The sequence below is a fragment of the Streptomyces sp. NRRL F-6492 genome, assembly GCF_001280125.1.
GTDB lineage: Bacteria > Actinomycetota > Actinomycetes > Streptomycetales > Streptomycetaceae > Streptomyces.
Genome location: NZ_LGEG01000248.1, coordinates 1 through 25,931 on the forward strand (window position 1 = coordinate 1; position 25,931 = coordinate 25,931).

The 25,931-nt window shown below is 72.7% G+C and carries 17 protein-coding genes and 1 pseudogene; 7 read left to right on the forward strand and 11 right to left on the reverse strand.

Annotated features, from left to right (window positions below; genetic code table 11):
• The first annotated feature begins 104 nt into the window (after positions 1–104).
• Positions 105–989: a metal-dependent hydrolase gene (locus ADL08_RS27305; RefSeq protein ID WP_053647560.1), complete on the forward strand. Its 885-nt coding sequence runs from the start codon at positions 105–107 to the stop codon at positions 987–989.
• Positions 989–2,050 carry a PDR/VanB family oxidoreductase gene (locus tag ADL08_RS27310; RefSeq protein WP_053647562.1) on the forward strand — a complete coding sequence of 354 codons (1,062 nt, stop codon included), beginning with the start codon at positions 989–991 and terminating at the stop codon, positions 2,048–2,050. Before ADL08_RS27305 ends, ADL08_RS27310 begins: the two co-directional genes overlap by 1 nt.
• A 19-nt stretch (positions 2,051–2,069) precedes the next feature.
• On the opposite strand, the gene ADL08_RS27315 is transcribed toward ADL08_RS27310, so the two are convergent.
• Complete coding sequence (locus tag ADL08_RS27315; RefSeq protein ID WP_053647563.1) at positions 2,070–2,606, reverse strand: hypothetical protein; 537 nt, start codon at positions 2,604–2,606, stop codon at positions 2,070–2,072.
• A 37-nt stretch (positions 2,607–2,643) separates the two neighbouring features.
• Between ADL08_RS27315 and ADL08_RS27320 the strand changes: the two genes are divergently transcribed.
• Together ADL08_RS27320 and ADL08_RS27325 are read left to right on the forward strand one after the other, a co-directional pair.
• Positions 2,644–3,387 carry a TetR/AcrR family transcriptional regulator gene (locus tag ADL08_RS27320; protein ID WP_053647565.1) on the forward strand — a complete coding sequence of 248 codons (744 nt, stop codon included), beginning with the start codon at positions 2,644–2,646 and terminating at the stop codon, positions 3,385–3,387.
• Positions 3,384–3,575, forward strand: coding sequence for a hypothetical protein (locus tag ADL08_RS27325; RefSeq protein WP_053647567.1), 192 nt, complete (start codon positions 3,384–3,386; stop codon positions 3,573–3,575). The genes ADL08_RS27320 and ADL08_RS27325 overlap by 4 nt, the downstream gene beginning before the upstream one ends.
• Here ADL08_RS27325 and pulA read toward each other — a convergent pair.
• The 7 genes and pseudogenes from pulA to ADL08_RS27360 form a co-directional block, all read right to left on the reverse strand.
• Positions 3,562–8,901: a pullulanase-type alpha-1,6-glucosidase gene (gene pulA / locus ADL08_RS27330; protein WP_053647570.1), complete on the reverse strand. Its 5,340-nt coding sequence runs from the start codon at positions 8,899–8,901 to the stop codon at positions 3,562–3,564. The genes ADL08_RS27325 and pulA overlap by 14 nt on opposite strands.
• Before the next feature lie 93 nt (positions 8,902–8,994).
• Positions 8,995–10,371 (reverse strand): annotated as a pseudogene (locus tag ADL08_RS27335) (alpha-amylase); the annotation flags it as partial.
• Positions 10,372–10,494: 123 nt separating this feature from the next.
• Positions 10,495–11,610: a LacI family DNA-binding transcriptional regulator gene (locus ADL08_RS27340; RefSeq protein ID WP_053647574.1), complete on the reverse strand. Its 1,116-nt coding sequence runs from the start codon at positions 11,608–11,610 to the stop codon at positions 10,495–10,497.
• The gene (locus ADL08_RS27345; protein ID WP_053647576.1) at positions 11,598–13,265 is read right to left on the reverse strand and encodes a glycoside hydrolase family 13 protein; all 1,668 of its coding nucleotides are present in this window, start codon (positions 13,263–13,265) and stop codon (positions 11,598–11,600) included. The genes ADL08_RS27340 and ADL08_RS27345 overlap by 13 nt, the downstream gene beginning before the upstream one ends.
• 47 nt (positions 13,266–13,312) lie before the next feature.
• Positions 13,313–14,185 (reverse strand): sugar ABC transporter permease, encoded by an 873-nt coding sequence (locus ADL08_RS27350; protein ID WP_053647578.1) that lies wholly within the window; start codon positions 14,183–14,185, stop codon positions 13,313–13,315.
• A complete protein-coding gene (locus ADL08_RS27355; protein ID WP_053647581.1) occupies positions 14,182–15,195 on the reverse strand; it encodes a carbohydrate ABC transporter permease in 1,014 nt (337 codons plus the stop codon). Before ADL08_RS27355 ends, ADL08_RS27350 begins: the two co-directional genes overlap by 4 nt.
• 19 nt (positions 15,196–15,214) lie before the next feature.
• Positions 15,215–16,492, reverse strand: coding sequence for an extracellular solute-binding protein (locus ADL08_RS27360; protein ID WP_053647583.1), 1,278 nt, complete (start codon positions 16,490–16,492; stop codon positions 15,215–15,217).
• 357 nt (positions 16,493–16,849) lie between these two features.
• On the opposite strand from ADL08_RS27360, the gene ADL08_RS27365 reads away from it, so the two are divergent.
• Together ADL08_RS27365 and ADL08_RS27370 are read left to right on the forward strand one after the other, a co-directional pair.
• The gene (locus tag ADL08_RS27365) at positions 16,850–17,890 is read left to right on the forward strand and encodes a LacI family DNA-binding transcriptional regulator (RefSeq protein WP_053647584.1); all 1,041 of its coding nucleotides are present in this window, start codon (positions 16,850–16,852) and stop codon (positions 17,888–17,890) included.
• Between the two features lie 68 nt (positions 17,891–17,958).
• Positions 17,959–18,867, forward strand: coding sequence for a phosphatase PAP2 family protein (locus tag ADL08_RS27370; protein ID WP_053647586.1), 909 nt, complete (start codon positions 17,959–17,961; stop codon positions 18,865–18,867).
• Between the two features lie 12 nt (positions 18,868–18,879).
• On the opposite strand, the gene ADL08_RS27375 is transcribed toward ADL08_RS27370, so the two are convergent.
• Together ADL08_RS27375 and ADL08_RS27380 are read right to left on the reverse strand one after the other, a co-directional pair.
• Positions 18,880–20,451 carry an amidohydrolase gene (locus ADL08_RS27375; RefSeq protein WP_053647588.1) on the reverse strand — a complete coding sequence of 524 codons (1,572 nt, stop codon included), beginning with the start codon at positions 20,449–20,451 and terminating at the stop codon, positions 18,880–18,882.
• The gene (locus tag ADL08_RS27380) at positions 20,361–21,950 is read right to left on the reverse strand and encodes an APC family permease (protein WP_078968479.1); all 1,590 of its coding nucleotides are present in this window, start codon (positions 21,948–21,950) and stop codon (positions 20,361–20,363) included. The genes ADL08_RS27375 and ADL08_RS27380 overlap by 91 nt, the downstream gene beginning before the upstream one ends.
• 160 nt (positions 21,951–22,110) lie before the next feature.
• Between ADL08_RS27380 and ADL08_RS27385 the strand changes: the two genes are divergently transcribed.
• Positions 22,111–22,719 carry a TetR/AcrR family transcriptional regulator gene (locus ADL08_RS27385; protein ID WP_053647589.1) on the forward strand — a complete coding sequence of 203 codons (609 nt, stop codon included), beginning with the start codon at positions 22,111–22,113 and terminating at the stop codon, positions 22,717–22,719.
• A 116-nt stretch (positions 22,720–22,835) separates the two neighbouring features.
• On the opposite strand, the gene ADL08_RS27390 is transcribed toward ADL08_RS27385, so the two are convergent.
• Complete coding sequence (locus ADL08_RS27390) at positions 22,836–25,823, reverse strand: bifunctional [glutamine synthetase] adenylyltransferase/[glutamine synthetase]-adenylyl-L-tyrosine phosphorylase (protein WP_053647591.1); 2,988 nt, start codon at positions 25,821–25,823, stop codon at positions 22,836–22,838.
• Positions 25,824–25,931: the final 108 nt, after the last annotated feature.

Consider the following 25,931-nt stretch of genomic DNA (forward strand, 5'->3'; position numbering starts at 1 on the left):
CACCGCCCCGCCCTCCCCGCTCTGCCCTCCCCGGCCCCGCCCTCCCCGCAAAAAGAATCCGCACGCACCTGTTCCCGCCGCTTACCCCTCAGTACATTGACGGCATGTCTAATACGCAGCCTGCACCGGTGGCGTCGGAGCACATCGAGCTCAAGGCCCGCAAGGTCTCCTTCGACTGGGAGGAGACGCCGCTCCACTGGGTCCCGGGCGACCCCTTCACCACGCACACCATCAACGTGCTGCACCTGCTGCTCCCGGCCGGCGAGCGCTGGTTCGTGCACGTCTACAAGCAGGCGCTGCCGTACATCACGGACGACCGGCTCCGCGAGGACGTCATCGGGTTCATCGGCCAGGAGGCCGTCCACTCCCAGGCCCACGACGACGTCCTGCCGCACCTGCGGAAGCTGGGCCTCGACCCCACCCCGTACACCGCGCAGGTCGACTGGTTCTTCGAGAAGCTGCTCGGGGACCGCGCCCTGCCGCCGGGCCGGGCGCGCCGCTGGTGGCTGATGGAGCGGGTCGCGGTGATCGCCGCCATCGAGCACTACACCGCCTTCCTCGGCGACTGGGTGCTCAACGCCGACGAGCTCGACCGGATCGGCGCCGACCCGACCATGCTCGACCTGCTGCGCTGGCACGGGGCCGAGGAGGTCGAGCACCGCTCGGTCGCCTTCGAGCTCTTCATGCACCTCGACGGCGGCTACCGGCGCCGCGCCCGCACCTGGGCCGTCGCCTTCGGCGGGCTCGCCTTCTTCTGGCAGCGGGGCGTCCGCTTCTTCATGGAGAACGACCCGAGCCTCTTCGACGCCAAGCCCTCCCTCGCGGACTTCGTGCGCCGGGGGCGGCGGGGCGTGCTGCCCTCCACCCCGGCCATGCTGCGGTCCGTCCCCCGCTACCTCAGCCGCTCCTACCACCCCTCCCAGGAGGGCGACACCGCGCAGGCCGTGGCCTACCTCGCCTCCTCCCCCGGCGCCAACGGGGGCCACTGATGGCCCGGTTCGCCGCCGTCGCCCTCACCGCCGGGGCCGCCCTGCTCGTGCGCCGCGCCGTCCGCGGCCGCATGTCCACCGCCCCGCTGTGGCCGATGCCCGCCCTGGACGAGCCGGTCTCCGGCCGCGGCCGGGGCCGCACCGTCCCCCGCAAGGTCCTGGTCACCGGCCGCGCCACGCCCGCCGAGGGCGTCGTGGAACTGCGCCTCGAAGGCGCCGGGCTGCCCGTCTGGCAGCCCGGCGCCCACATCGACCTGGTGCTGCCCTCCGGGCTCGTTAGGCAGTACTCGCTCTGCGGCGACCCCGCCGACCCCGGCGCGTACACGGTGGCCACCCGGCTGATCGAGGCCGGGCAGGGCGGCCGGGGCGGTTCGCGCGAGGTCCACGACCAGCTCCACGAGGGCGTGGAGGTCGAGATCCGGGGCCCCCGGAACCGCTTCCCGCTCGTCGACGCGCCCGCGTACGTCTTCGTCGCCGGCGGCATCGGCATCACCCCGCTCCTGCCCATGCTGCGCGCCGCCGAGGCGGCCGGGGCGGACTGGCGGCTCCTCCACTGCGGCCGGAGCCGCGCCACCATGCCGTACCTCGCCGAGACCGAGGCGCTGGGCGGCGGCCGGACGACCGTGGTCGCGCAGGACGAGTCCGGCCTGCCCGACCTGGGGTTCCTCGGGGACCTGCCGGAGGGGACCGTCGTCTACTGCTGCGGTCCCGACGGCCTCATGGACGCGGTCGGCGCGGCGATGCCCGAGGGCCGGGCCCCGCGCCTGGAGCGCTTCTCGGCGTCCGCGCCGACCGGCGGCGACGCCTTCGAGGTCGAACTGCGCCGCTCCGGCCGCACGGTGGCGGTGGCGGCCGGCCGGTCGCTCCTGGACGCGGTCCGCGCGGAGCTGCCGGACGTCCCGTACTCCTGCCGTCAGGGTTTCTGCGGGACCTGCCGGCAGCGGGTCCTGGCGGGCGAGATCGACCACCGGGACGAGCTGCTCACCGACGCCGAGCGGGACGACTCGATGCTGATCTGCGTCTCGCGCTGTGCGGGGAAGCGGCTCGTGCTCGACCTGTGAGGCCCCCCGGGCCCGTCCCCTAGGGGAGGACCAGCCAGTCCAGGGCGAGGGCGGCGAGCAGGCCGCCCACCAGGAGCCAAGTGCCCAGACGGGTACGGCCGTTGCGGGAGAGTTCGATCACGACCCCGCAGAGGATCATGGCCAGTCCGTACACGCCGACGACCAGGACGGACGTACGGCTCGCGAGGCGGACGACGAGCACGACGGCGAGGGCGACGAGGAGGACGGAGGCGGCGGCGACGCGCAGCCGCCTCGCCTGCTTGGGGGTGAGCCCCCCGGCGGGCCGCCCGTCGGCTTCGTCGTCGTGCTCGTCGTCCGCCTCGTCTTCGTCGTCGTCCTCGTCTTCGTCCGGTTCGCCGTCCTCGTCCTCGTCCTCGTCCTCGTCGAGTGCGTCGGGCTCGTCGTCGGCGGGCTCCCGTGCGGCCGGGACTTCGGACGTCCCCGGCGCGGCGGGGACTTCGGGGCCCACGGGGACTTCCGCGTCCCCGGCGGTCTTCGGGGCCCCGGGGGCCTTCGGGGTCTCGGTCGCCGGGGTGTCCTGGTCGGAAGCGCTCATGGGGCAGGAGCGTAACGGACACCGTTAGGCTGTTCGCATGACGACCGGGGTACGCCGCAGGATGGGCGTCGAGGAGCGCAAGCAGCAGCTGATCGGGGTGGCCCTCGAACTCTTCGGCCACCGCTCTCCCGACGAGGTGTCCATCGACGAGATCGCCGCGGCCGCGGGCATCTCGCGACCGCTGGTCTACCACTACTTCCCCGGCAAGCAGAGCCTCTACGAGGCGGCCCTCCGGCGCGCCGCCGACGAGCTGGCGGCCGGGTTCGTGGAGCCGCCCCGGGGGCCGCTGGGGGCGCGGCTGCTGCGGGTGATGGGCCGGTTCTTCGACTTCGTGGAGGAGCACGGCCCCGGGTTCGCGGCGCTGATGCGGGGCGGCCCGGCCGTCGGCTCCTCGACGACGAACGCGATGATCGACGAGGTGCGGCAGGCCGCGTACGAGCAGATCCTCGCGCACCTGGAGGTCGAGGAGCCCTCGGCCCGCCTGGAGTTGGTGGTCCGCTCCTGGGTGTCCCTGGCCGAGTCGACGGCGCTGCTCTGGCTGGACGGGCGGCGGGTGCCGCGCGCGGAGCTGGAGTTGCAACTCGTGCACGACTTCGCGGCCCTCGCCGCGGTGAGCGCCGCGTACGACTCCGGGATGGCGGAGATCCTGGTCGGGATCCTGGCCGACGAGCCGGCCGACGGGCCCTTCGGGGACCTGGTGGCCCGGCTGGTCGCCCTCGCGCCGATGCCCGCCCCCGCGCCGGACGCCCTGCCCGCCGTGCCCGACCAGAGGACCCCGTGACGACGGCGGAAGTGACCTTCCGGCGGGCCGGCGACCGCGATCCGGAGCTTCTGGCGGGGATGTACGACGGGGCCGCGGGCCGCCGTGCCGTCGGCGAGGAGCCGGGAAAGCTCGCCGCCGACGGCACGCGCTACGGGGTCGCCCTGATGGAGCGGGTGCTTCCCGGGGAGCCGGTCACCCGGCCTTGAACACCGCGACCGTCCGCGCCGGGACCGTGAAGGTGCCCGAGTCCTTCGCGTGGGCGGCGGTCTTCACGACCGGGTCGGAGCCCTTCGCCTGGACCGGGTGCAGGCGGTAGCCCTTGCCCGCCAGGTCGGTCACCTTCTGGCTCTGCGCCTGCGGGGTCGCGTTGAGGACGACGACCAGGTCGCCCAGGCGCATGGTGATCACGCCGGGGGTCTCGTCGCGGCCGGAGAGCGGGAAGGTCAGGGCGGACCGCACCCGGTCGGTGGTGGCCAGGGAGAAGACCGGTTCGGTGGCGCGGATCTTCTGGAGGTCCCGGTAGGCGGCCGAGGCGCCGTCGATCTGCGCGCAGCCGACGGTGAGGGCCGGGTTCGTCAGGAGCGGCTTGCCGAAGCCCCACTTGGGCTTGTTGTCGGCGGCCGGCGGGAGGCCCCGGCCGAAGCCGTTGCCGTCGCGGCAGTCCCAGTGGATCGCGTTGAACCAGTCGCCGCTGTCGTACGAGTTGCGGTCGAGGGACTTGGAGCGCAGCAGGTCCGAGCCGGCCTGGGAGAGCGCCGGGCCCTGCGAGAGGGTGGCCGTCGCCATGGCGAGGACCTGCGCGCGGGCGCGGTCGGCCGGGGACGTGCCCGCCGGGAGCTTGAAGGCGAGCGCGTCGTACAGGGACTCGTTGTCGTGGGCGTCGGCGTAGGCGAGGGCGTCGCCGGGGGCGGCCGCGTAGCCGGCCGGGGAGCCGTTGTAGTCGACCTCGGAGCCCTTGACCGTGCGGCCGGAGGTGTCGGTGAAGGCGTAGTCGGCGAGGTTGCCGGTCAGGCCGACCTTGATGAGGTCCTGGTAGTGCAGGAGGCGGGCCTTCTGCTCGGCCGGGGTGCCGTTGGCGGCCGAGGCGTTGGGGTCGGTGTAGAGGCCGGAGGCGAAGCCCTGGACGCCGGGGTCCTCGTCGAAGGGGCCGCCGCCGCGGACGGCGTCGCGGGCCCGGTCGGAGAAGGTCGCGACGCCCGTGCCGGCCATGTTCTTCTGGGTGGCCTGGACGAAGCGGGCGTCGTCGGCGACCTCGCCGAAGTTCCAGCCCTCGCCGTAGAGGACGATCGCCTTGCCGTCGACGCCGTCCTTCGCGACGGTCAGGGCGTCGAGGGCCTTCCTCACGGCCAGGATGTTGGCCTTCGGGTGGTGGCCCATGAGGTCGAAGCGGAAGCCGTCGACCTTGTACTCCCTGGCCCAGGTGACGATCGAGTCCACGACGAGCCTGCCCATCATGGCGTTCTCGGGCGCGGTGTTGGCGCAGCAGGTGGAGGTGGTGACGGCGCCGTCGGCGTCGAGGCGCTGGTAGTAGCCGGGCACGATCCGGTCGAGGACGGACCTGTCGGACTGTCCGGCGGCGACGGTGTGGTTGTAGACGACGTCCATGACGGTGCGCAGTCCGTCGCCGTTGAGGGCCTGGACCATCCGCCGGAACTCGACGGTGCGGCGGGTGCCCTCGGGGTCGGTGGCGTAGGAGCCCTCGGGGACGGTGTAGTGCAGCGGGTCGTAGCCCCAGTTGAAGCCGTCCTTCGCCGCGGCGGCGGCGACGCAGGCCTGCTGCTCCTCGGAGTCGGGGGCGTGCGCCTCGAGGTCGCAGGCCGGGGTGGTCTGGTCGTTCTTCTTCTCGGGGACGGTGCCGATGTCGAAGGCCGGGAGGAGGTGGACGTAGGAGGTGCCGGAGGCGGCGAGGTCGCGCAGGTGCTTGGAGCCCTTGCTGTCCTCGTCGGTGAAGGCGAGGTAGGTGCCGCGGTGGTCGGCTCGGGCCGTGGGGTCGGCGATCGAGAAGTCCCGGATGTGGAGCTCCTGGATCTGGGCGTCCCGCAGCGGCACGGCGGCGGGCTTCCTCAGGTTCTTCCAGCCGGTGGGGGCGAGCTTCGGGTCGGTGAGGTCGACGGCGAGGCTGCGGGCGGAGTCGGTGGTGAGGGCGGTGGAGTAGGGGTCGGTGACCTTGTTGGTGACGACCTTCTGGACGGTGGGGGCCCAGACCTTCACCGCGTAGCGGTACGGCTTGCCGGTCCAGGACTTCGGGCCGGTGGCGGACCAGACGCCGGTGGTGTCGTCGCGGCGCATGGCGACGGTCCGGCCGTCGAGTTCGAGGGCGACGGTCCGGGCGGTGGGGGCCCAGACGGAGAGGGTGACGCCGTGGCGGCCGAAGACCGGGCCGAGGGCGGCCTTCGCGGCCTTCGGCGCGTACAGGTCGTCGAGGACGCCGGCGGTCTGGACGCCGGTGGCGGCGAGCAGGGCGCCGTTGGCGGCGCGCTGGGTGGCGATCAGCTGGCCGCGCAGGGACTCGCGGATCCGGTCGGCGTCGCGCGGGTCGACGGTGAAGGCCGGGTGGTCCTTGAGGTGCGGGTACTTCGCCTTCTGGGCGTCGGTGAGCGTCGCCCGGTCGAGCCGGAGCCACTGGCCCTCGGTGTTCAGGGCGCCGCCGGTGACGGCGATCCCGCCGTCCTTCGCGTAGACGAGCTGCTGGCTGGTGGCGTCGGTGGCCTTCACCTTCCAGACGACGGTGTTCCGGTCGATCCACTGGGCCGAGGCCTTGGCGAGGTCGAGGTCGGGGGCGCCGCCGACGGTGGGCAGGAGGTACTTGGGCTCTCCGCCGAGCAGCCAGACCTCGTGGCCGTAGGTGGCGAGGTCGAGGGACTGGTCGGTGGGCAGGTCCTTCTGGTCGCCCTTGTGGAGGATGTACGACAGGGAGGTCGCGCCCGATTGGGGTCCCCCCTGCTCGGGCGAAGCCGAGGGCTCGGGGGAGAGCGGCACCTCGTAGACGGCGCCGTACGCGTCGAAGCGGACGGGCATCAGGGGCTTGGACCAGTCGGTGGGCTGGGCGGCGCCGGTCCAGGTGTGCAGGCCCCAGCCGTCGTACTCGCCGTCGGCGCGCTGATAGTGCAGGACGGCCTTGGTCTTGTCCGGGGTGACCGGGGCGGGGTTGCTGTCGGACTGGCCGTCCTGGCCCTGGGTGATCCAGACCTCGCCGGTGCGGCCGAGGTCGACGGTCCGCTGCGGGCCGTCGGCGGCGCCGTCCTTCTCGACGGTGTACGGGATCGTGGCGGCGCCCTCGGGGACCTTGACCCAGGCGAAGGCGCCGTGGGCGTCGCGGCCGGTGAACGCGGCCTCCTGGCCCGCGGCCTTCAGCTTCCAGCCGTCGTAGTTCCCGTCCGCGCGCTTGTAGTGGACGATCGCGTGGGTGCGCTCGACGGCGACGGGCTTCTCGGGGGCCGGGGGCGCGCCGGCCGTGGTGGCGGCGGTGGCGCTCGCGGTGCGGCCGGAGCTGTCGACGGCGACGGCCTTGTAGCGCAGGGCGGTGCCGGCGGGGGCGGTGACGTGCTGGGTGACCTTGTAGGGGGCGTGGTCGGCGGTGCCGAGGGTCTGCCAGCGGCCGTTGCCGACCTGGGCGGCGAAGACGACCCGGTTGAGGCCGCCGCCGCTGACGTCGGCGGAGAGCTCGACGGTGCCGGTGGCTCCGGCGGCCGGGGCCCGGAGGTTCACGGAGGGCTTCACGGCCGGGGCCGGGAGCGGCCGGTCGGCCTTGAGGACCAGGGAGGAGAGGGCCGGGACGGTGACGGTGACCTTGCCGCCCTTCGCCGCGACGGCGCCCCGACCGCCGTACAGGGTGCGGAAGTCCGCCGAGTCGACGGGGATCGTGACGGTCTTGTCGGCGGTGGAGCCGTTGGCGGCGACGAGGTACTCGGTGCGCGCCCCGGCGTCCGTGCGGGAGAAGGCGTAGACGGAGCCCTCGGCGTGGCGCTCCCGCTGGATCCCGTCGCGGAGGGCGGGGTGCTCGCGGGTCAGCTTCGACAGGGCGGCGACGGAGCGGTAGACCGGGTGGCCGGTGTCGTAGGCGTCGGTGGCGTGGGTGCGGTCGGTGCCGAGCTGGTCGTCGTCGAGGTAGTCGGCGGCCTTCGAGGCGAAGAGGGGCTGGCGGGCGTCCTTGTCGCCGCCGGCGCCGGTGAAGCCCTGCTCGTCGCCGGAGTAGATCACCGGGTTGCCCCGGGAGAGGAACATCAGCTCGTTGGCGAGCCGGGCCCGCTGGAGGAGTTCGGCGTCGGTGGCGTTCGGGTTGTCCTGCTTGAGGAAGGTGCCGATGCGGCCCATGTCGTGGTTGCCGAGGAAGGTCACCTGCTCGTAGGCGTTGGCCTTGTCGGTGGTGTAGCGGTAGTCCTCGGCGAAGACCTTGGCGAGGCGGTCGGCTCCGGCGCCCTGGGAGGCGAAGGCGCGGGCCGCGTCCTGGAAGGGGAAGTCGAGGGTGGCGTCGAGCCGGCCCCGGGTGACGTAGGGGGCGGTGACGGTCGTGTCGGCGGAGTAGACCTCGCCGAACATGAAGAAGTCCTCGCGGCCGCGCTTCTTCGCGTAGGCGTCGAGGGCGGTGGCCCACTGGGTCCAGAAGTCGAGGTCGACGTGTTTGACGGTGTCGATGCGGAAGCCGTCGATCTTGAAGTCGCGGACCCACTTCTCGTAGATCCGCTCCATGCCCTCGACGACCTCGGGCCGCTCGGTCCAGAGGTCGTCCAGGCCGACGAAGTCGCCGTACTCGGCGGACTCGCCGACCCAGGTGGAGTCGCCCCGGTTGTGGTACATCGTGGGGTCGTTGAGCCAGGCGGGGACCTTGGTGTCCGCCTTCGCCGTGGAGACGACGGGGGTGTACGGGAAGGAGTCCCGGTCGACCCTGCCGATCGCCTCGCGGTCGTCGAAGGGGCGGCCGTCCTTGTCGAGGTACGGGTGGGCGCCCTTGGGGCGGTAGCCGTACTTCTGCTCGGCGTAGTCGACGGTGTCGGCGGTGTGGTTGGTGATGACGTCGAAGAAGACCTTCATGCCCTTGCGGTGGGCGGCGGCGATCAGCCTCTCCAGGTCGGCGTTGGTGCCGAAGTGCGGGTCGACCTGGGTGAAGTCGGTGATCCAGTAGCCGTGGTAGCCGGCGGAGGCGTCCTTGCCCTCGCCCTGCACGGGCCGGTTCTTGAAGATCGGCGCCATCCAGATGGCGGTGGTGCCGAGGCCCTTGATGTAGTCGAGGCGCTCCGTGAGGCCCTTGAGGTCGCCGCCCTGGTAGAAGCCCTTGTCGGTGGGGTCGAAGCCGGTCTGCGTCCGGCTGCCGGTGAGGCCGCCGCGGTCGTTGGAGGTGTCGCCGTTGGCGAAGCGGTCGGGCAGGACGAAGTAGAACTGCTCGCGGGTGAGGTCCTGGCGGGACGGTTCGGCGGCGAGCTGCCGGTCGGTGGGCGGGGCCGGGGGCCTGGGCGCGGCGGCCGCGGGGACGGCGGGCACGAGGGCGGCGCACAGGGCGGCGGCCAGTGCGACCGCCGTTCTCTTGCGTGTCACGGGGGTGCTCCCTGGAGGTACGGGAAGAGGGGGGCCGCCCCGGGTGGGGCGGCCCCGCGGTGCGGGTGTGCTCCGGAAGGGCGTGCCGGGTCAGCAGTTCCGGGCGTTCGCGTGGAGGGCGAGCGCGGTGTTGACGCCGAGGGTGGCCGTGAACCGGCCCGATCCGTCGACCGTCACGGGGCTGCCCGACTGCACGTTGCAGTAGGTGCCGGCGGGCAGCGAGGTCTGGAAGGTGCGGGTGAGCGCCGAGGACTCGTGGTTGATCGCCACGTACGCCTTGGAGCCGCGGCCGAACGCGATCGCGTTGTTGCCGTTGTCCCACCAGTTGGTGACGGCCTGGCCGCGCGCGGTGTTGCGGAAGGCCACCATGGAGGAGATCTCGCGCCAGGCGTGCTGGCACTTCCAGCCGTCGCTGTAACAGGCGTTCACCTGGCCCCCGTTGGGGGGACCGGCGTCCTTGTCGGTCCACTCGTAGCCGGAGTGGACGTCCGGGGAGCCGTAGGGCCAGGCGAGCATGAAGACGGAGGCGAGGGTGTAGTTCGCGCCGTCCTTGTAGTTCAGGGTGTCGCCCTGGCGCTCGGTGTCGTGGTTGTCGACGAAGACGCCGGACTGGCCGGAGGCCATGTGGCCCCAGCCCTCGCCGAAGTTCTTGAGGTACGCGAGCTTCTCGTTCTGCAGGACGCGCTTGAGGTCGCGGGCGTAGCGGAACTCCTGGACGTCGCCGTTGCCGAGGTACTCGCTCGGGGAGACGGCCTCGCCGGCGCCGAAGATGGCCTCCTGCTTCCAGTAGACGCCGGGCTTGGTGAGCCGCGACTTGATGTTCGCGAGGTCGGCGGCCGGCATGTGCTTGGCGGCGTCGATGCGGAAGCCGTCGACGCCCAGGGAGAGCAGGTCGTTGAGGTAGCCGGCTATCTTCCCGCGGACGTAGTCCTCGCCGGTGTCCAGGTCGGGGAGCTTGACCAGCTCGCAGTGCTGGATGTTGACCCGGTCCTGGTAGTTGGTGATCTCGGCCCGGCAGTCGTCCATGTCGAAGCCGGAGTAGAGGCCCGGGTAGTCGTACTTGGAGAACGGGGTCCCGCCCGTTCCCGTGCCCGACCCGTTCGCCATGTGGTTGACGACCGAGTCGACGACGACCTTCACGCCCGCCGCGTGACAGGTGTCGATCATGTTCTTGAAGGCGGTGCGGTCCCCGAGGCGCCCGGCGATCTTGTAGCTGACCGGCTGGTACGAGGTCCACCACTGGCCGCCCTGGACGTGCTCCTGGGGCGGGGAGACCTGGACGTAGCCGTATCCGGCCGGTCCGAGGCGGGTGGTGCACTCCCGGGCCACCGAGGCGAACTTCCACTCGAACATCACCGCGGTGACGTCCTTGGTTCCGGGCGGGGCGGCCTGCGCGGGGGCGTTGCCCGTGACGGCCACAGCGGCTCCCGCCACGAGGGCGAGTGCAGCGGCCACGGTCTTTCTGGCCATGTTTCCTCCTGTACGACGACGGTGTCGCAAGAAGTTGCCGAAAACTTCAGCAACTGTTTTCAGCCGTGACCGTACGAGTGGCCCGGTGCCCGGTCAACCCTTCGGACGCCGCGACGCAAGTTGTTACGAAAGGACTTGCGGCCCTTCGGCGTTCGAGGTGCCCGGGGTGCCCGAGGCGTCCCGCGCGGGCGCCTGCGCCGTCGAGCCGCGCACCACCAGCTCCGGCTGGAACACGAACTCCGTGCGCTGCACGGGGTTGCCCTCGATCTCCTCCAGGAGCGCGCCCACGGCGGCCGTGGCCATCGCCTGCACGGGCTGGCGGACGGTGGAGAGCGGCGGGCTGGTGAAGGCGATGAGGGGCGAGTCGTCGAAGCCGACGACGGAGACGTCCCCGGGCACGTCGAGGCCCCGGGCGCGGACCGCGCGGATCACGCCGAGCGCCATCAGGTCGGAGCCGCAGACGATGCCGGTGCAGCCCTCGCGGAGCAGGATCTCGGCGGCGGCGTGGCCGCCCTCGACGCCGAAGAGCGTGGGCCTGATGAACCGTTCGGCGTCCGCGCGCTCGACGCCGAGGAGCTCGTACAGCTCGGCGGTGAAGCCCTCGGCCTTGCGGCGCGAGGGGACGTAGCGGGTGGGGCCGATGGCGAGGCCGATGCGCTCGTGGCCCAGCTCGACCAGGTGGCGCACGGCCATGCGGGCGGCGGCCCGGTCGTCCGGGGAGACGAAGTTGGCGTCGACGTGCTCGTTGTAGCCGTTGATGAGGACGAACGGCACGCGCCGGGCGGCGAGCCGGGCGTAGCGGGCCGGGTCGGCGGTGGCGTCCGCGTGGAGCCCGGAGAGGAAGACGATGCCGGCCACCCCGCGCTCCACGAGCTGCTCGACCAGCTCGTCCTCGGTGGCGCCGCCGGGCATCTGGGTGCAGAGCACCGGGGTGTAGCCGTGCCCGGCGAGGACCTGCTCGACGACCTGCGCGAACGCCGGGAAGATCGGGTTGGTCAGCTCGGGCACGACGAGCCCGACGAGGCCCGCGCTGCGCCGTTTGAGGCGTACGGGGCGCTCGTAGCCGAGCACGTCGAGCGCCGCGAGCACCTTGTGCCGGGTCGCGCCGGCCACCCCCGCCTTGCCGTTGAGGACGCGGCTGACGGTGGCCTCGCTGACGCCGGACTGGGCGGCGATGTCCGCGAGCCGCGGGGCGCCGTTCCCGGCGCCCCGCGGCAGGGGGATCGTCACACCGCCCACCAGACGGTGGTGTCGGCGGGCAGTTCCACCGTGTCCGCGCCGGGGGCGACGGGCTCGTTGGAGAGGAGGAACCGGCCGGGCAGCGGGACGGAGATGGCCCGGCCGGTGGTGTTGGCGGTGCAGACGAAGCCGTCGCGCCGGAAGGCGAGGACGCCCTCGGGGGCGTCCAGCCACTGGATGGCCTCGCCCGCGCCGAGCCCGGGCTGCGCGCGGCGCACGGCGAGCGCGCTGCGGTACAGCTCCAGGGTGGAGCCCGGGTCCCCGGCCTGCGCCTCGACGCTCAGCGCGCCCCAGGTCGCGGGCTGCGGCAGCCAGGAGCCGCCCGCGCCGAAGCCGTAGGAGGAGCCCTCGACGGTCCACGGGATCGGCACGCGGCAGCCGTCGCGGAAGCCGTCCTGGCCGCTGGCCCGCCAGAAGGACGGGTCCTGGCGGACCTCGTCGGGCAGGTCGGTGACGTCGGGCAGGCCGAGCTCCTCGCCCTGGTAGACGTAGGCCGAGCCGGGCAGGGCCAGCATGAGGAGGGTGGCGGCGCGGGCCCGGCGCAGGCCGAGTTCGCGGTCGCCGGCCTCGCGGAGCTGGGTGCCGAGGCCCGCCGGGTTGGCGAAGCGGGTGGCGTGCCGGGTGACGTCGTGGTTGGAGAGCACCCAGGTGGTGGGGGCGCCGACCGGGCGCATCGCGGAGAGCGAGGCGTCGATGACGGCGCGCAGCTCGGTGGCGTCCCAGTGGGTGCCCAGGTACTGGAAGTTGAAGGCCTGGTGCATCTCGTCGGGGCGCACGTAGTTGGCGGTGCGGTCGACGGTGGGGGTCCAGGCTTCGGCGACCAGGACGCGCTCGCCGTCGTACTCGGCGAGGACCTTGCGCCAGGAGCGGTAGATCTCGTGGACGCCGTCCTGGTCGAAGAAGGGCATGACGTCGTTGCCGAGCAGCTTCAGCTGGTCGTGGGCGCCGATGTCGGGCAGGCCCGCGGCCTTGACCAGGCCGTGGGCGACGTCGACGCGGAAGCCGTCGACGCCCATGTCGAGCCAGAAGCGCAGGATGGAGCGGAACTCGTCGCGGACGGCCGGGTGTTCCCAGTTGAAGTCGGGCTGCTCCGGGGCGAAGAGGTGCAGGTACCAGTCGCCGGGGGTGCCGTCCGGGTTCTCGGTGCGGGTCCAGGCCGGGCCGCCGAAGATGGACTCCCAGTCGTTGGGCGGCAGTTCGCCGTCCGTGCCCTTGCCGGGGCGGAAGTGGTAGCGCTCGCGCAGGGGCGAGCCGGGGCCCTCGCGCAGGGCCCGCTGGAACCACTCGTGCTGGTCGGAGGAGTGGTTGGGGACGAGGTCGACGATGATCCGCAGGCCCAGGGCGTGGGCTTCGCGGATCACGGCGTCGGCGTCGTGCAGGGAGCCGAACATCGGGTCGATGGCCCGGTAGTCGGCGACGTCGTAGCCGGCGTCGGCCTGCGGGGAGGCGTAGAACGGCGAGAGCCAGACGGCGTCGACGCCCAGGTCCTTGAGGTACGGCAGCCGGCTGCGGACGCCCTCCAGGTCACCCATGCCGTCGCCGTTTCCGTCGGCGAAGCTGCGCGGGTAGACCTGGTAGATCACGGCGTCTCTCCACCAGCCCGTGTGCGTTCCGGTGGTGGGGACGTCGGCCGGGGCGGCGAGATGCTGGGTCATGTCTTCCCTGGGAGGTAAGGAGGGGCGTGCGAAAGCGGTGGTCGGGCTCAGCCCTTGACGGCACCGGCGGACATGCCGGTGACCAGGTGCCGCTGGGCGAAGAGGAACACCAGCGCCGCGGGGATGGCGATGAGCACGGAGGCCGCGGACATCGGGCCCCACTGGGCGCCGTACTGGTTGACGAACTTCTGCAGTCCGCCCGCGAGGGTGAGGTTCTCGTCGCCGACCATGAAGGCGGAGGCGTAGGCGACCTCGCCCCACGCGGTGATGAAGGAGTAGAAGGCGGTGACGGCGATGCCCGGCTTGGCGAGCGGCAGGATCAGCCGCCAGAAGGTGCCGAAGGGGGTGAGGCCGTCGACGTAGCCGGACTCGTCTATCTCGCGCGGGATGGTGTCGAAGAAGCCCTTCATCATCCAGGCGCAGAACGGGACGGCGATGGTCAGGTACGTGATGACCAGGCCGGCCGGCTGGTTGAGCAGGCCCATCGACGACATGATGTTGTAGATCGGCACGATCAGGACGGCGACCGGGAACATCTGGGTGATGAGCAGCGTCCACATCAGGCCGCGCTTGCCGGGGAAGCGGAAGCGGCTGACGGCGTAGCCGGTGGTGGCGGAGATGAAGACGCCGACGACGGTGGTGAGCGCCGCGATGAGCAGCGAGTTGCCGAACCAGGTGAGGAACGGGGTGTCCCTCAGGAGGTTCGTGTAGTTCTCGAACGTCGTCTCTTTGAAGAAGTCCGTGGTGATGGCGTACTTCGCGGGCTTCAGCGAGGTCAGCAGCACCCAGAGGACCGGGAAGACGGCGATCACGGAGGCCGCGATCAGCGTCAGGTGCAGCGCGGCCGAGGACAGCGGCGAACGGCGGCCGCGGATCGGCGCGTTGGGCACGGCCCGGGGGGCGGGGGTCGTGGTGGTCACCAGACTTCTCCCTGCTTGCGGAGGACTCGGCGGTAGACCGCGGCGAACAGCATCAGGAGGATCAGGATGAGCACGCCCCAGGTCGACGACTGGGCGAAGTCGCGCGGACTGACCTCGAAGGAGAACTTGTAGGCCTGGGTGACGAGGATCTGGGTGGCCTCGCCGGGCCCGCCCCGGGTGAGCAGGAAGATCACCGGGAACATGTTGAAGGTCCAGATGGTGGAGAGCAGGACCACCGTCGTGGAGACCGAGCTGAGGCCGGGCATGGTGATGTTGCGGAACCGCTGCCAGGCGTTGGCGCCGTCCATCTCGGCGGCCTCGTACAGCTCGCCGGGGATGGACTGGAGGCCGCCGAGGAGGGCGACCATCATGAACGGGACGCCGAGCCAGACGTTGACGAGGATGACCGAGAACTTGGCCCAGGTGGGGTCGTTCAGCCACGGCACGGCGTCGATGCCGCCGCCCGCGAGGATCTTGTTGAGGAGGCCGTTGTCCTGGTTGTAGAGGAAGCGCCAGGCGAAGACGGAGACGAAGCCCGGCACGGCCCAGGGGAGGATGAGCAGCAGCCGGTAGAAGGAGCGGCCGGCGATCTTCCGGTTCAGGATGTTGGCGAGGGCCAGGCCGAGGGCGAAGGTCAGCGAGACGCAGGCCACCGTCCAGACCAGGGTCCAGCCCAGGGTGGAGAGGAACTGGCTGCCGGTGAGGGCGTCGGTGTAGTTGTCCAGGCCGACGAACTCGTAGGTGGCCGGGATCTCGTTGACGCCGATCGACCGCGCGACGTTGCGCTCGTTGGCGTTCGTCAGCGACAGGTAGATGCCGCGGACCAGTGGATAGCCGATGATCACGGCGATCACGACGATCACCGGGGCGACCATCGCCCAGGCGTACCAGTGGGTGGCGAGGGAGCGCTTCTCGGCTCTCCTGCGCTTGCCAGTTCCGCGGCTCCGGCCGCGGGCGACGCTGTCGCCCGCGGCCTTCGCCACCGACTGGCTGGGAGTGTCCACAGCCATCAGCCGGTCTGCCTTCCTGTTACTTCCAGTCCTTGAGGAGCTTGCGGTAGGCGTCGCCGGACGCCTTGGCTCCCGCTTCCGGGGTGGTCTGGCCGGTCAGGACCTTGGTGTACTCGGTGACGAGCGGCGCGAAGAGGCTGCCGGTCTCCGGGATCCAGGGGCGCTCGACGGCCTTCTGCACGACCGGCTTGAAGAAGGAGATCATCTCGTTGGTCGCCACGTCCGGCTTGATGTAGACGGACTCGCGGGTCGGGAGGAGGCTGAGCTCCTTCGCGATCGTGGTCTGCGTCTCGACCGAGGTCATGTACTCGGCGAAGGCGTAGGAGGCGTCGAGGTTCTTGGAGCCCGCGTAGACGGCGAGGTTGTGGCCGCCCTGCGGGGCGCCCTGGCCGCCGGAGCCGGCCGGGACCGGGGCGATGCCCAGGTTGGCCTTGTCCGTGAACTCCTTGCCGGCGTAGGTGTCGGAGACGGCCCACGGGCCGTTGATCATCATGGCGACCTTGCCCTCCTTGAAGGCGGTCTGCATGTTGTTCCAGCCGTCGGTCGCGTCGGTCTTGGCCGCGCCGGAGTCCACCAGGTCCTTGACGACCTTGAAGGCCTTCACGCCGGCCGGGTTGTCGACGGTGACGGTCTTCTTCTCGGCGTCGACCAGGTCGCCGCCCTCGCCGTAGAGGAAGGAGAGGAACCAGTAGGCGTCGTCGCCGCGCAGGTAGAGGCCGGGCTTGCCGGTCTTCTGCTTGATCTTGGCGGAGACGGTCTTCAGCTCGTCGATGGTCTTGGGGACCTCGACGCCGGCCTCCTTGAAGATCTTCTTGTTGTAGAAGATGCCCATGGAGTCGATGACCTGCGGGACGGCGTAGGTCTTGCCGTTGTACTTGGTGGAGGCGGCGGCCTGCTCCAGGAAGTCGTCGGCGTCCTTGAGGGCCGGGGTGCCGTCCAGCGGCGCCAGGTAGCCGAGGTCCGCGAACTCGGGGGTCCAGGCGACCTCGGAGCGGATGACGTCGGGCGCGCCGGAGCCGGACTGCGCGGCGTTCTTGAACTTGTTCTGCGCCTCGCCGAACGGCACGTTCACGTACTTGACGGTGACCTTGGGGTGCTTCTTCTTGAAGTCCTCGGCGGCCTTCTTGAAGACCTTGTCCTCGGAGCCGACCGTGGAGGTGTCCCACCAGGTCACGGTGCCGGAGAGCTCGCCCGAGCCCTTCGAGCCGCCGTTGTCGGAACCGGTGTCGCTCCCGCACGCCGCCAGGGTCACGCCCAGGGCCGCGACCAGCGCGGTGGCCGCTATGCCACGCCGCATGTGAACTCCTTCAACTGATCCCGGGGGGACGAGGGGCTGGAACCTTCCTCATGCGACCGCTCCCTCGCGGCGCTCCGGGTTGGCAGGAACGTAACAGGGATGAAAACGAGCCGAAAGACCTTGCGGGATTTTTCTGCAAGAGCCGGGGATCGTTACATCCGCGTGTCCCTAAGGTTGCCGACGGGTCGCTTGACAGGGTCGGAAGTGCGCCCTTCCGCGCCTCGCGCGCCCGTGACGCGCCCCCGGCGCCCCCCGCAAGAACTGCAAGACCTTGCAGAAGGGCGCCTCCCGGCCACGGCGGACGGGGTGCGCCGGGGCGGTGGGCAATACGCCCCGTGACCGGTACAGTCCACTCCCATGACCGCGCGGCTCTCCGACATCGCAGCCCAGGCGGGGGTCAGTGAGGCCACAGTCAGCCGCGTGCTCAACGGAAAGCCCGGCGTGGCCACCGCCACCCGCGAATCCGTCCTCGCCGCGCTCGACGTGCTCGGCTACGAGCGGCCCGTGCGCCTGCGGCAGCGCAGCGCGGGGCTCGTCGGCCTCATCACCCCCGAGCTGGACAACCCGATCTTCCCCGCCCTGGCGCAGGTCATCGGGCAGGCCCTGACCCGGCAGGGGTACACGCCGGTCCTGGCCACCCAGACCCCCGGCGGGTCCACCGAGGACGAGCTCACCGACATGCTGGTGGAGCGCGGCGTCGCCGGCATCATCTTCGTCTCGGGGCTGCACGCCGACACGACGGCCGACATGACCCGCTACGACCGGCTGCGCGGCAAGGGCGTCCCGTACGTGCTCCTCAACGGCTTCTCGCCCAAGGTGCGGGCCCCCTTCGTGTCGCCCGACGACCGGGCGGCGATGCGGCTCGCGGTGACGCACCTGGCCTCGCTCGGGCACACCCGGATCGGGCTCGCCGTCGGACCGAAGCGGTTCGTGCCGGTGCTGCGCAAGATGGAGGGCTTCCAGAAGGGCATGGAGGAGCGGCTCGGCCTCGCCCCCGAGGAGTCCGAGGAGCTGATCCAGCACTCCCTCTACACCCTGGAGGGCGGCCAGGCGGCGGCGGGCGCGCTGATCTCCCGGGGCTGCACGGCGGTCGTCTGCGCGAGCGACATGATGGCGCTCGGCGCGATCCGGGCGGCCCGGCAGCAGGGGCTCGACGTGCCCGGGGACGTCTCCGTCGTCGGCTTCGACGACTCCCCCCTCATAGCGTTCACCGATCCGCCGCTGACCACCATCCGGCAGCCGGTGCAGTCGATGGGGCAGGCGGCGGTCCGCGCGCTGCTCGAAGAGGTGGGCGGCACCCCGGCGCCGCACTCCGAGTTCGTGTTCATGCCCGAGCTGGTGGTCCGGGGCTCGACCGCCTCCGCGCCGTCCGCCGTCAGGCCTCCTTCCCGAGACTGACCGGGTGCGCGCCGGACCCGACCTTGGGATGATCGGTCGGAGGTGGCCATCTGGCAGACTCTCTCCCCATGGGTGAAACGACCGTGAAGAGTTTGGACGACCGGACGACCCCGTCGTCACCCATCGTGGCCGGCGGCAGGTTGTCGCGGCTGCGCACGCACGTGCCCCGGCGCCCCACGATCTGGTTCGAGATCCTGCTGATCGCGGTGAGCTACTGGACGTACTCGCTCATCCGCAACGCGGTGCCGGAGCAGAAGGCCCAGGCGCTCAGGAACGCCGACTGGATCTGGCGGGCCGAGGAGTCCGTCGGGCTCGCCTTCGAGCACACCGTCAACCATGCCGTGAACTCGGTGACGTGGCTGATCGTGGCGATGAACTACTACTACGCGACGCTGCACTTCGTCGTGACCATCGGTGTGCTGGTGTGGCTGTACCGGTGGCACCCGGGCCGTTACGCGGCGTTCCGCACGGTCCTGTTCGCCACCACCGGCGTCGCCCTGGTCGGCTACTACCTGTATCCGCTCGCGCCGCCCCGGCTGATGAACGGCCAGGACTTCATCGACACGGTCCTGGTCCACCACACCTGGGGCTCGATGGCCTCGGGCAACCTCAAGCACGTGTCGAACCAGTACGCGGCGATGCCGTCGATGCACATCGGCTGGTCGCTCTGGTGCGGGATCACGATCTTCCTGCTGGCGAAGGCGCCCTGGGCGCGGATCCTGGGCCTGCTCTACCCGACGGCGACCCTCGTCGTCATCGTGGCCACCGCGAACCACTTCTGGCTGGACGCGGTGGGCGGCCTGGCCTGCCTGGGCTTCGGCTTCGCCGTCTCGTACTTCTGGTACGGCTCGCGGCCCCACCGGCTGCCGAAGCTGGTCGAGCCGGTGGAGCCCGTGGGCGTGGTCGCGCACGGCGGTCCGGTCCCGGCGGCGGACCGCGAGGGCGATCTGGACCGGCCGGTCGACTCCCGCCGCTAGGCGGGTCCTCCGTCAGTCCCCCCGGTGCGTGATCCGGCCGCCGGCGACGGTGAGCCGGACCGGGGCCCCGGCGGTCTCGTCCGCCGGGGCCTCCACCGGGTCCACGGCGAAGGCGGTGAGGTCGGCCCGGAAGCCCGGGGCGATCCGGCCCGCGACCGCCTCCTCCCCCGCCGCGTACGCCGCGTGCGTGGTCATCCCCTCCAGGGCCATCGGGCCCGTGAGCCCCTGCCGGGCCGAGGCCGCGCCGCGCGGGGCGCGGGCGGTGGCGAGGACCTGCCGGGCGTCGTAGTGGGCGATGGGCCAGTCGGAGCCGAGGGCGAGGTGCGCCCCGGCGTCCCGCAGGTCGCGGCAGCGCCAGGCGCGGGCGGCCCGCTCCTCCCCGAGCCGCAGGGACCACTCGTCGGTGTGGTCGGCGCGGGTGTACGCGGTGTGCGGGGGCTGCATCGAGGCGACGACGCCGAGCGCGGCGAAGCGCCCGAGCTGGTCGTCGGGGACGGTCTCGATGTGCTCGATCCGGTGCCGGGGGCCGCCCGCGCCGAGGCCTTCCACGGTGTCGAGGACGTGGCGGACGGCCGCGTCGCCGATGGCGTGGGTGGCGGTGCCGACCCCGGCGCGGTGCAGGTGGGCCACGGCGGCGGAGTACGCGGCCGGGTCGGGCCAGAAGGCGTCGGTGCCCCGGCCGTGGCAGTCGGCGTGCTCCAGCCAGGCGGTGCCGCCCTCGACGGTGCCGTCCATGAAGAACTTCACCCCGCCGATCCGCCACAGCCGGCCGGCCCGCTCCTGGAGCCGTACGAAGGCGTCGAGCTCCCCGGGGGTGGCGCCGGGCATGCACCAGGGGGCGAGGCGCAGCCGGAGCGGCAGGTCGCCGTCCTCCTCCAGGGCGGTGAGCAGGCCGGGCACGTCGTGTCCGCCGAGGTCCATGACGTGGGCGGAGGTGAGCCCGGTGGCGGCCATGCCGGTGAGCAGGGCGACGAGCCGGTCGCGGCGCTCGGCGTACGGCAGGGCGGGCAGGACCGGGGTCATCAGGTCCATGGCGGCGTGCTCGACCAGGTGTCCGGTGGGGCGCCCGTCGGGGCCGCAGACGATCTCGGAGTGCTGGGCGAAGGCCCGGGGCCCCTCGATCCCGGCGGCCTTGAGGGCGGTCCCGTTCACGAGGGCGGAGTGTCCGTCGTAGAGCCGCAGGTGGGCGGGGGTCCCGTCGAGGACGTCCTCGATCAGGTCGCGGTGGACGGGCCGGCCGCCGAAGGCGTTGTGGTCGAGGCCGAAGCCGAGGATCCAGCCGTCGCGGCGCTCGGCGGCCCGGAGCGCGGCCCGCAGCCCTTCGAGGTCGGTGACGGCCGAGAGGTCGGTGCCGGTGAACATCTCCAGGCCCCAGACGGGGTGGCTGTGGGCGTCGGTGAGGCCGGGGGTGAGGGTGGCGCCGGCGAGGTCGACGGTCTCGGTGCCGGGTCCGGCCCAGGCGCGGGCCTCGGCGTCGGTGCCGAGGGCGGTGATCAGTCCGTCGCGGACGGCGACGGCGGTGTGGCCGGTCGGCCCGGGGTCGCGGACACGGGCGTTGACGAGGACGAGGTCGGGTGCGGGCACGGGGACTCTCCGGGTGCGGACGGTGCGGTCGGTGCGGATAGTTCGGACGGTTCGGTCGGTTCGGTCGGTTCGGCGGCGAAGCGGGCGTAGACCTCGGGGCGGGTGCGGCGGAGCCGGTGCGCGAGGAGGAGCCCGAGGAGGAAGACGGCGGGGGTGGCGGAGAGCAGGACCGCGTTGACGGCGGGCGAGGCCCCGGTGAAGAGGTGGACGTGTCCGACGACGAGGGCGATCGCCCCGGCGAGCAGGACGAAGGCGGTGACGGGGGCGACGACCGTGCGCAGGACGCCCTCGTCGTGCCGTATCCGGCGGAAGAAGAACGGCACGGCGAGCGCGGCGAGCAGCTGGAGGAGCATCAGGCCGATCATGCCGGGGGTGTTCACCCAGAGCAGGAGCTGCTGGTACGGGTCGGCGCCGGCGAGCGCGAAGGCGAGGACGACGACGGCGCCGAGCACGGTCTGGGCGGCCCCGGCGACGTACGGGGAGCGGTGGCGCGGGTGGATCCGGCCGAAGGCCTTCGGCAGGACGCCCTCCTCGGCGAGGGCGAGGGTGTAGCGGTTGATGGCGTTGTGGAAGGCGAGCAGGGAGGCCAGGACGCTGGTGACGATGAGCAGGTGCATCAGGTCGGCGGCCCAGGATCCGACGTAGGTGGTGATGGCGGCGAAGAAGAGGCCGCCGGGGTCGGCGGCGGCGGCCCGGACGACCTCGTCCTCGCCGAAGGCCTGGATCACGGTCCACACGACGAAGGCGTAGAAGAGGCCGAGGAAGGCGACCGCGATGTAGGTGGCGCGGGGGACGGTGCGGACGGGGTCCCGGGCCTCGCGCCGGTAGATGACGGTGGACTCGAAGCCGGTGAAGGCGGCGAAGGCGAAGGCCAGGACGGCGGCGGTGCCGCCGGTGAGGACGTGGGCGGGGGCGAGGCCGCCGAGGGAGAGGCCGTGGGCCCCGCCGGCGAGCAGGACGCCGCCGGCGAGGAGGACGAGGATGCCGGTCTCGGCGACCAGGAGGACTCCGAGGACCTTGGCGCCGAAGTCGATGGAGCGGTGACCGCCGTACCAGACGAGGAGCAGGCCGGCGAGGGAGACGGGCAGCCAGGGGACGTCGTGGCCGAGGGCGGCGGCGGTGTCCGAGGTGGCGGAGCCGAGGAGCCCGTACACGCCGATCTCCATGCCGTTGTAGCCGAGCATGGCGACGAGGGCGGCGGCGATGCCGACCGGGGTGCCGAGGCCGCGCGCGATGTACGCGTAGAAGGCGCCGGCGCTGCGGACGTGGCGGCTCATGGTGGTGAAGCCGACGGCGAAGACGGTGAGGGTGAGGCCGGCCAGGAGGTAGCCGACGGGGGCGCCGACGCCGCCGAGCAGGAGGGCGACGGGGGCGACGCCGGCCATGACGGTGAGGGGGGCGGCGGCCGAGACGACGAAGAAGGAGATGTCGGCGGTGGTGAGGGTGCCGGTCCTCAGTCCCGGGGGCGCGCCGGGAGCGGGTGGGGCGGGTGCGGACATGGCTGGGGAGGGCCTTCCGGTGGCGGGTGGCAGGTGTGTCGGGATGTCCGGCCGGACGTAAACCTAAAGGCTTTCGGTTTGCGCAATGTAGCCTCGGCCCCGACCGTTCGGGAAGACCCGACGGGAATCCGACGGGAACCCGGACAGGAAGTGACGCCCCATGGGCCGGCCGCGCAGACCCCTCCTCGACCGGGAGCGCATCGCCACCACGGCGCTCGAAGTCGTCGACCAGCAGGGCGAGTTCAGCGTCCCGCAGATCGCGAAGCGGCTCGGGGTCCAGACGGCCTCCGTCTACCACCACGTCGACGGGCGGGACGGGATCGTGGAGCTCCTCCGCGAGCGGGTGGCCGCCGCCATCGACGGCGGGACCCTCGACCGGGAGCCCTGGGACGAGGCCCTCGTCGCCTGGGCCCGCTCCTACCGGGCCGCCTTCGCCGCCCACCCGCGCGCGATCCCGCTCCTCACGACCTCGCCGGTGCGCGCCCCCGAGGTCCTCGCCCAGTACGAGAAGGCCGTCGGCCGGCTGCTCGACGCGGGTTTCGCGCTGCCGGACGTCATGCCCGTGATCATCGCCCTGGAGAACCTCGTCCTGGGCTCGGCCCTGGACCTGGCCGCCCCCGAGTCGATGTGGGAACTCGCCGACGAGACGGCCACCCCCCGGCTGGCCCGCGCCCTGGGCGCGGTCCCCGAGGGCCGCGCGAACCAGGCGTTCGAGCTGGCGCTGACGGGGTACCTGGCGCACGTGAGGACGCTGCTCGACGCCCCGTAGGACCACCGCGCACCGCCCCCGCGGGAGGCGTCACGCCCCGTAGGACCACCGCGCACCGCCCCCGCCGCAGGCGTCACGCCCCGTAGGACCACCGCGCACCGCCCCCGCGGGAGGCGTCACGCCCCGTAGAACAGCTCCTCGACGACCGCCCTGGCCCGGCGGGTGATCCGCCGGTAGTCGTCGACCATCTCGCCGACGTGGCCCGACTCGTAGCCCAGGTACCTTCCCACCGCCGCGAGTTCGCGCGGCTCGGAGGGGAAGGTGTCGCCGGGGCGGCCGCGCACCAGCATCACCGCGTTGCGGACGCGGGTGGCCAGGACCCACGCCTCGTCCAGGACCTGCGCCTCCTCGGTGGGGACGAGCCCGGCCGCGTGGGCGGCGGCGAGCGCCTCGCGGGTACGGGTCGTCCGCAGCCCCGGCTCGGCCCAGCCGTGCCGCATCTGGAGCAGCTGGACCGTCCACTCGACGTCGCTCAGGCCGCCGCGCCCCAGCTTGGCGTGGAGCGTCGGGTCGGCGCCGCGCGGCAGCCGCTCGGACTCCATCCGGGCCTTGAGGCGGCGGATCTCGCGGACCGCGTCCTCCCCGAGCCCCTCGGCCGGGTACCGCAGCGGGTCGATCAGCTCGACGAACCGCTCGCCGAGGTCCCGGTCGCCCGCCATGTGCTCGGCGCGCAGCAGCGCCTGGCTCTCCCAGACGAGCGACCAGCGGCGGTAGTAGGCGGCGTACGACTTCAGGGTGCGGACCATGGGGCCGCTCTTGCCCTCCGGCCTGAGGTCCGCGTCGATCAGCAACGGCGGGTCGGCGGTGGGCACCTGGAGGAGCCGCCGCATCTCGGTGACCACCCGGTTCGCGGCCCGGGCCGCCTCCTGCTCGTCCACGCCCTCGCGCGGCTCGTGCACGAACAGCACGTCGGCGTCGGAGCCGTACCCCACCTCGTGGCCGCCGAAGCGGCCCATGCCGATGACCGCGAACCGGGTCGGCAGCTCCTCGCCCCACTCGGCGCGCACGGCGGCCCGCAGCGCGCCCGCGATCGTGGCCGCGTTGAGGTCGGTGACGGCCTCCCCCACCCGGTCGACGAGCGCGCCCGGGTCGGGCTCGCGGGGGCTGTCCTCGGTGCCGTACGAGCCGATGAGGTCGGCCGCGGCGGTGCGGAACAGCTCCCGGCGGCGCACCCCGCGCGCCGCCGCGACCGCCTGCTCGGCGTCGTCCGCGCGCTTGACCGCCGCCAGGACCTCCTGCTCCAGGTGGCCCCGGTCGCGCGGCTTCAGGCCCTCCGGGTCGCCGAGCAGCGCGACCGCCTCGGGGGCGCGGAGCAGCAGGTCGGGGGCGAGGCGTCCGGCGGAGAGCACCCGGGCGAGGTTCTCCGCGGCGGCCCCCTCGTCACGCAGCAGCCGCAGGTACCAGGGGGTCTTGCCGAGGGCGTCGGACACCTTGCGGAAGCCGAGGAGCCCGGCGTCCGGGTCGGCCGAGTCCGCGAACCAGCCGAGCAGCACGGGCAGCAGGGTCCGCTGGATCGCGGCCTTCCGGCTCACCCCGGAGGACAGCGCCTCCAGGTGGCGCAGGGCGGCGGCGGGGTCCGCGTACCCCAGCGCTTCGAGCCGCTGTCCGGCCGCCTTCGGGCTGAGCCGGGTCTCGCCGGGGGCGAGCTGGGCGACGGCGTCGAGCAGCGGACGGTAGAAGATCTTCTCGTGCAGCCGCCGGACGACGGCCGCGTGCCGCCGCCACTCCTTGGTGAGCGCGGCGACCGGGTCGGTGCGCAGGCCGAGGGAGCGGCCGAGGCGGCGCAGGTCGGTCTCGCCCTCGGGGACGAGGTGGGTGCGGCGCAGCCGGTAGAGCTGGATGCGGTGCTCCATGGCCCGCAGGAAGCGGTACGCCTCGTCCAGCTGGGCCGCGTCGGCCCGGCCGACGTAGCCGCCGGCGGCGAGGGCCGCGAGCGCGTCGAGGGTGGCGCCGCTGTGCAGGGTGGCGTCGCTGCGGCCGTGCACCAGCTGGAGGAGCTGGACGGCGAACTCGACGTCCCTGAGGCCGCCGGGGCCGAGCTTCAGCTCGCGGTCGATCTGGGCGGCCGGGATGTTGTCGACGACCCGGCGGCGCATCCGCTGCACGTCGGGGACGAAGTTCTCGCGCTCGGCGGCCTGCCAGACGAGCGGCGAGACGGCCTCGATGTACCGGGCGCCGAGCTCCGGGTCGCCCGCGACCGCGCGTGCCTTCAGGAGCGCCTGGAACTCCCAGGTCTTGGCCCAGCGCTGGTAGTAGGCGAGGTGGGAGGAGAGGGTGCGGACGAGGGGGCCGTTGCGGCCCTCGGGGCGCAGGTTGGCGTCGACCGGCCAGATGGTGCCCTCGACGGTGGTCTCGGAGCAGATCCGCATCAGGTGCGAGGCGAGCCGGGTCGCGGCCTGGATCGCCTTGCCCTCGTCGGCGCCCTCGGCCGGCTCCCCGACGAAGATCACGTCGACGTCGGAGACATAGTTCAGCTCGTGGCCGCCGCACTTGCCCATCGCGATCACCGCGAGCCGGCACTGGGCGGCGTCGGCGGGCGCGGCGGCCTCGGCGACGGCGAGCGCGGCGCGCAGGGTCGCCGTCGCCAGGTCGGCCAGCTCGGCGGCGGCCTGGGCGACGTCGGTGGTGCCGCACACGTCACGGGCCGCTATGGCCAGCAGGCAGCGGCGGTAGGCGACCCGCAGCGAGACCGGGTCGTCGGCGTCGGCGAGCCCCCGCTCGAACTCGGCGATCCCCGGGTGCAGGTCGGTCGCCTCGTACCTGACGAGGGACTCCCAGTCGCGGGGGTGGCGGGCCAGGTGGTCCCCGAGCGCCTCGGAGGCGCCGAGCACGCCGAGGAGCCGGTCCCGGAAGGGCTTGGCGGAGAGCAGGGTGGTGGTGAAGGCGTGCCGCTCGGTCTCGGGCTGCGCCTCGACGAGCCGGACCAGGCCGCGCAGGGCGAGGTCGGGGTCGGCGGTGGCGCCGAGGGCGTCGAGGAGGACGGAGTCGCCGCGCAGCTCGGACAGCTCGGGCACGTCCAGGAGCCGCTCGGCTCCCGAGGGGTCGGTGAACCCGTGCCGCAGCAGACGTGAGAACGTACTGCTCCTGCGTCCCGGCACCGTCATTCCGCCGCTCCCTCCGCGCACGTCCGAGCCCCGGGCCGAGCCCGGGGGGATCGAGCCTATCCGGCGCGGGGGGCGGGAGCGTGCGGGCCTTCGGTTCGCAGCGGATCA

Coding starts and splice junctions, on each gene's coding strand:
- ADL08_RS27305 (WP_053647560.1), top strand. CDS start 105: ATGTCTAATACGCAGCCTGCACCGGTGGCGTCGGAGCACATCGAGCTC.
- ADL08_RS27310 (WP_053647562.1), top strand. CDS start 989: ATGGCCCGGTTCGCCGCCGTCGCCCTCACCGCCGGGGCCGCCCTGCTC.
- ADL08_RS27315 (WP_053647563.1), bottom strand. CDS start 2,606: ATGAGCGCTTCCGACCAGGACACCCCGGCGACCGAGACCCCGAAGGCC.
- ADL08_RS27320 (WP_053647565.1), top strand. CDS start 2,644: ATGACGACCGGGGTACGCCGCAGGATGGGCGTCGAGGAGCGCAAGCAG.
- ADL08_RS27345 (WP_053647576.1), bottom strand. CDS start 13,265: ATGACCCAGCATCTCGCCGCCCCGGCCGACGTCCCCACCACCGGAACG.
- ADL08_RS27355 (WP_053647581.1), bottom strand. CDS start 15,195: ATGGCTGTGGACACTCCCAGCCAGTCGGTGGCGAAGGCCGCGGGCGAC.
- ADL08_RS27360 (WP_053647583.1), bottom strand. CDS start 16,492: ATGCGGCGTGGCATAGCGGCCACCGCGCTGGTCGCGGCCCTGGGCGTG.
- ADL08_RS27365 (WP_053647584.1), top strand. CDS start 16,850: ATGACCGCGCGGCTCTCCGACATCGCAGCCCAGGCGGGGGTCAGTGAG.
- ADL08_RS27370 (WP_053647586.1), top strand. CDS start 17,959: ATGGGTGAAACGACCGTGAAGAGTTTGGACGACCGGACGACCCCGTCG.
- ADL08_RS27380 (WP_078968479.1), bottom strand. CDS start 21,950: ATGTCCGCACCCGCCCCACCCGCTCCCGGCGCGCCCCCGGGACTGAGG.
- ADL08_RS27385 (WP_053647589.1), top strand. CDS start 22,111: ATGGGCCGGCCGCGCAGACCCCTCCTCGACCGGGAGCGCATCGCCACC.
- ADL08_RS27390 (WP_053647591.1), bottom strand. CDS start 25,823: ATGACGGTGCCGGGACGCAGGAGCAGTACGTTCTCACGTCTGCTGCGG.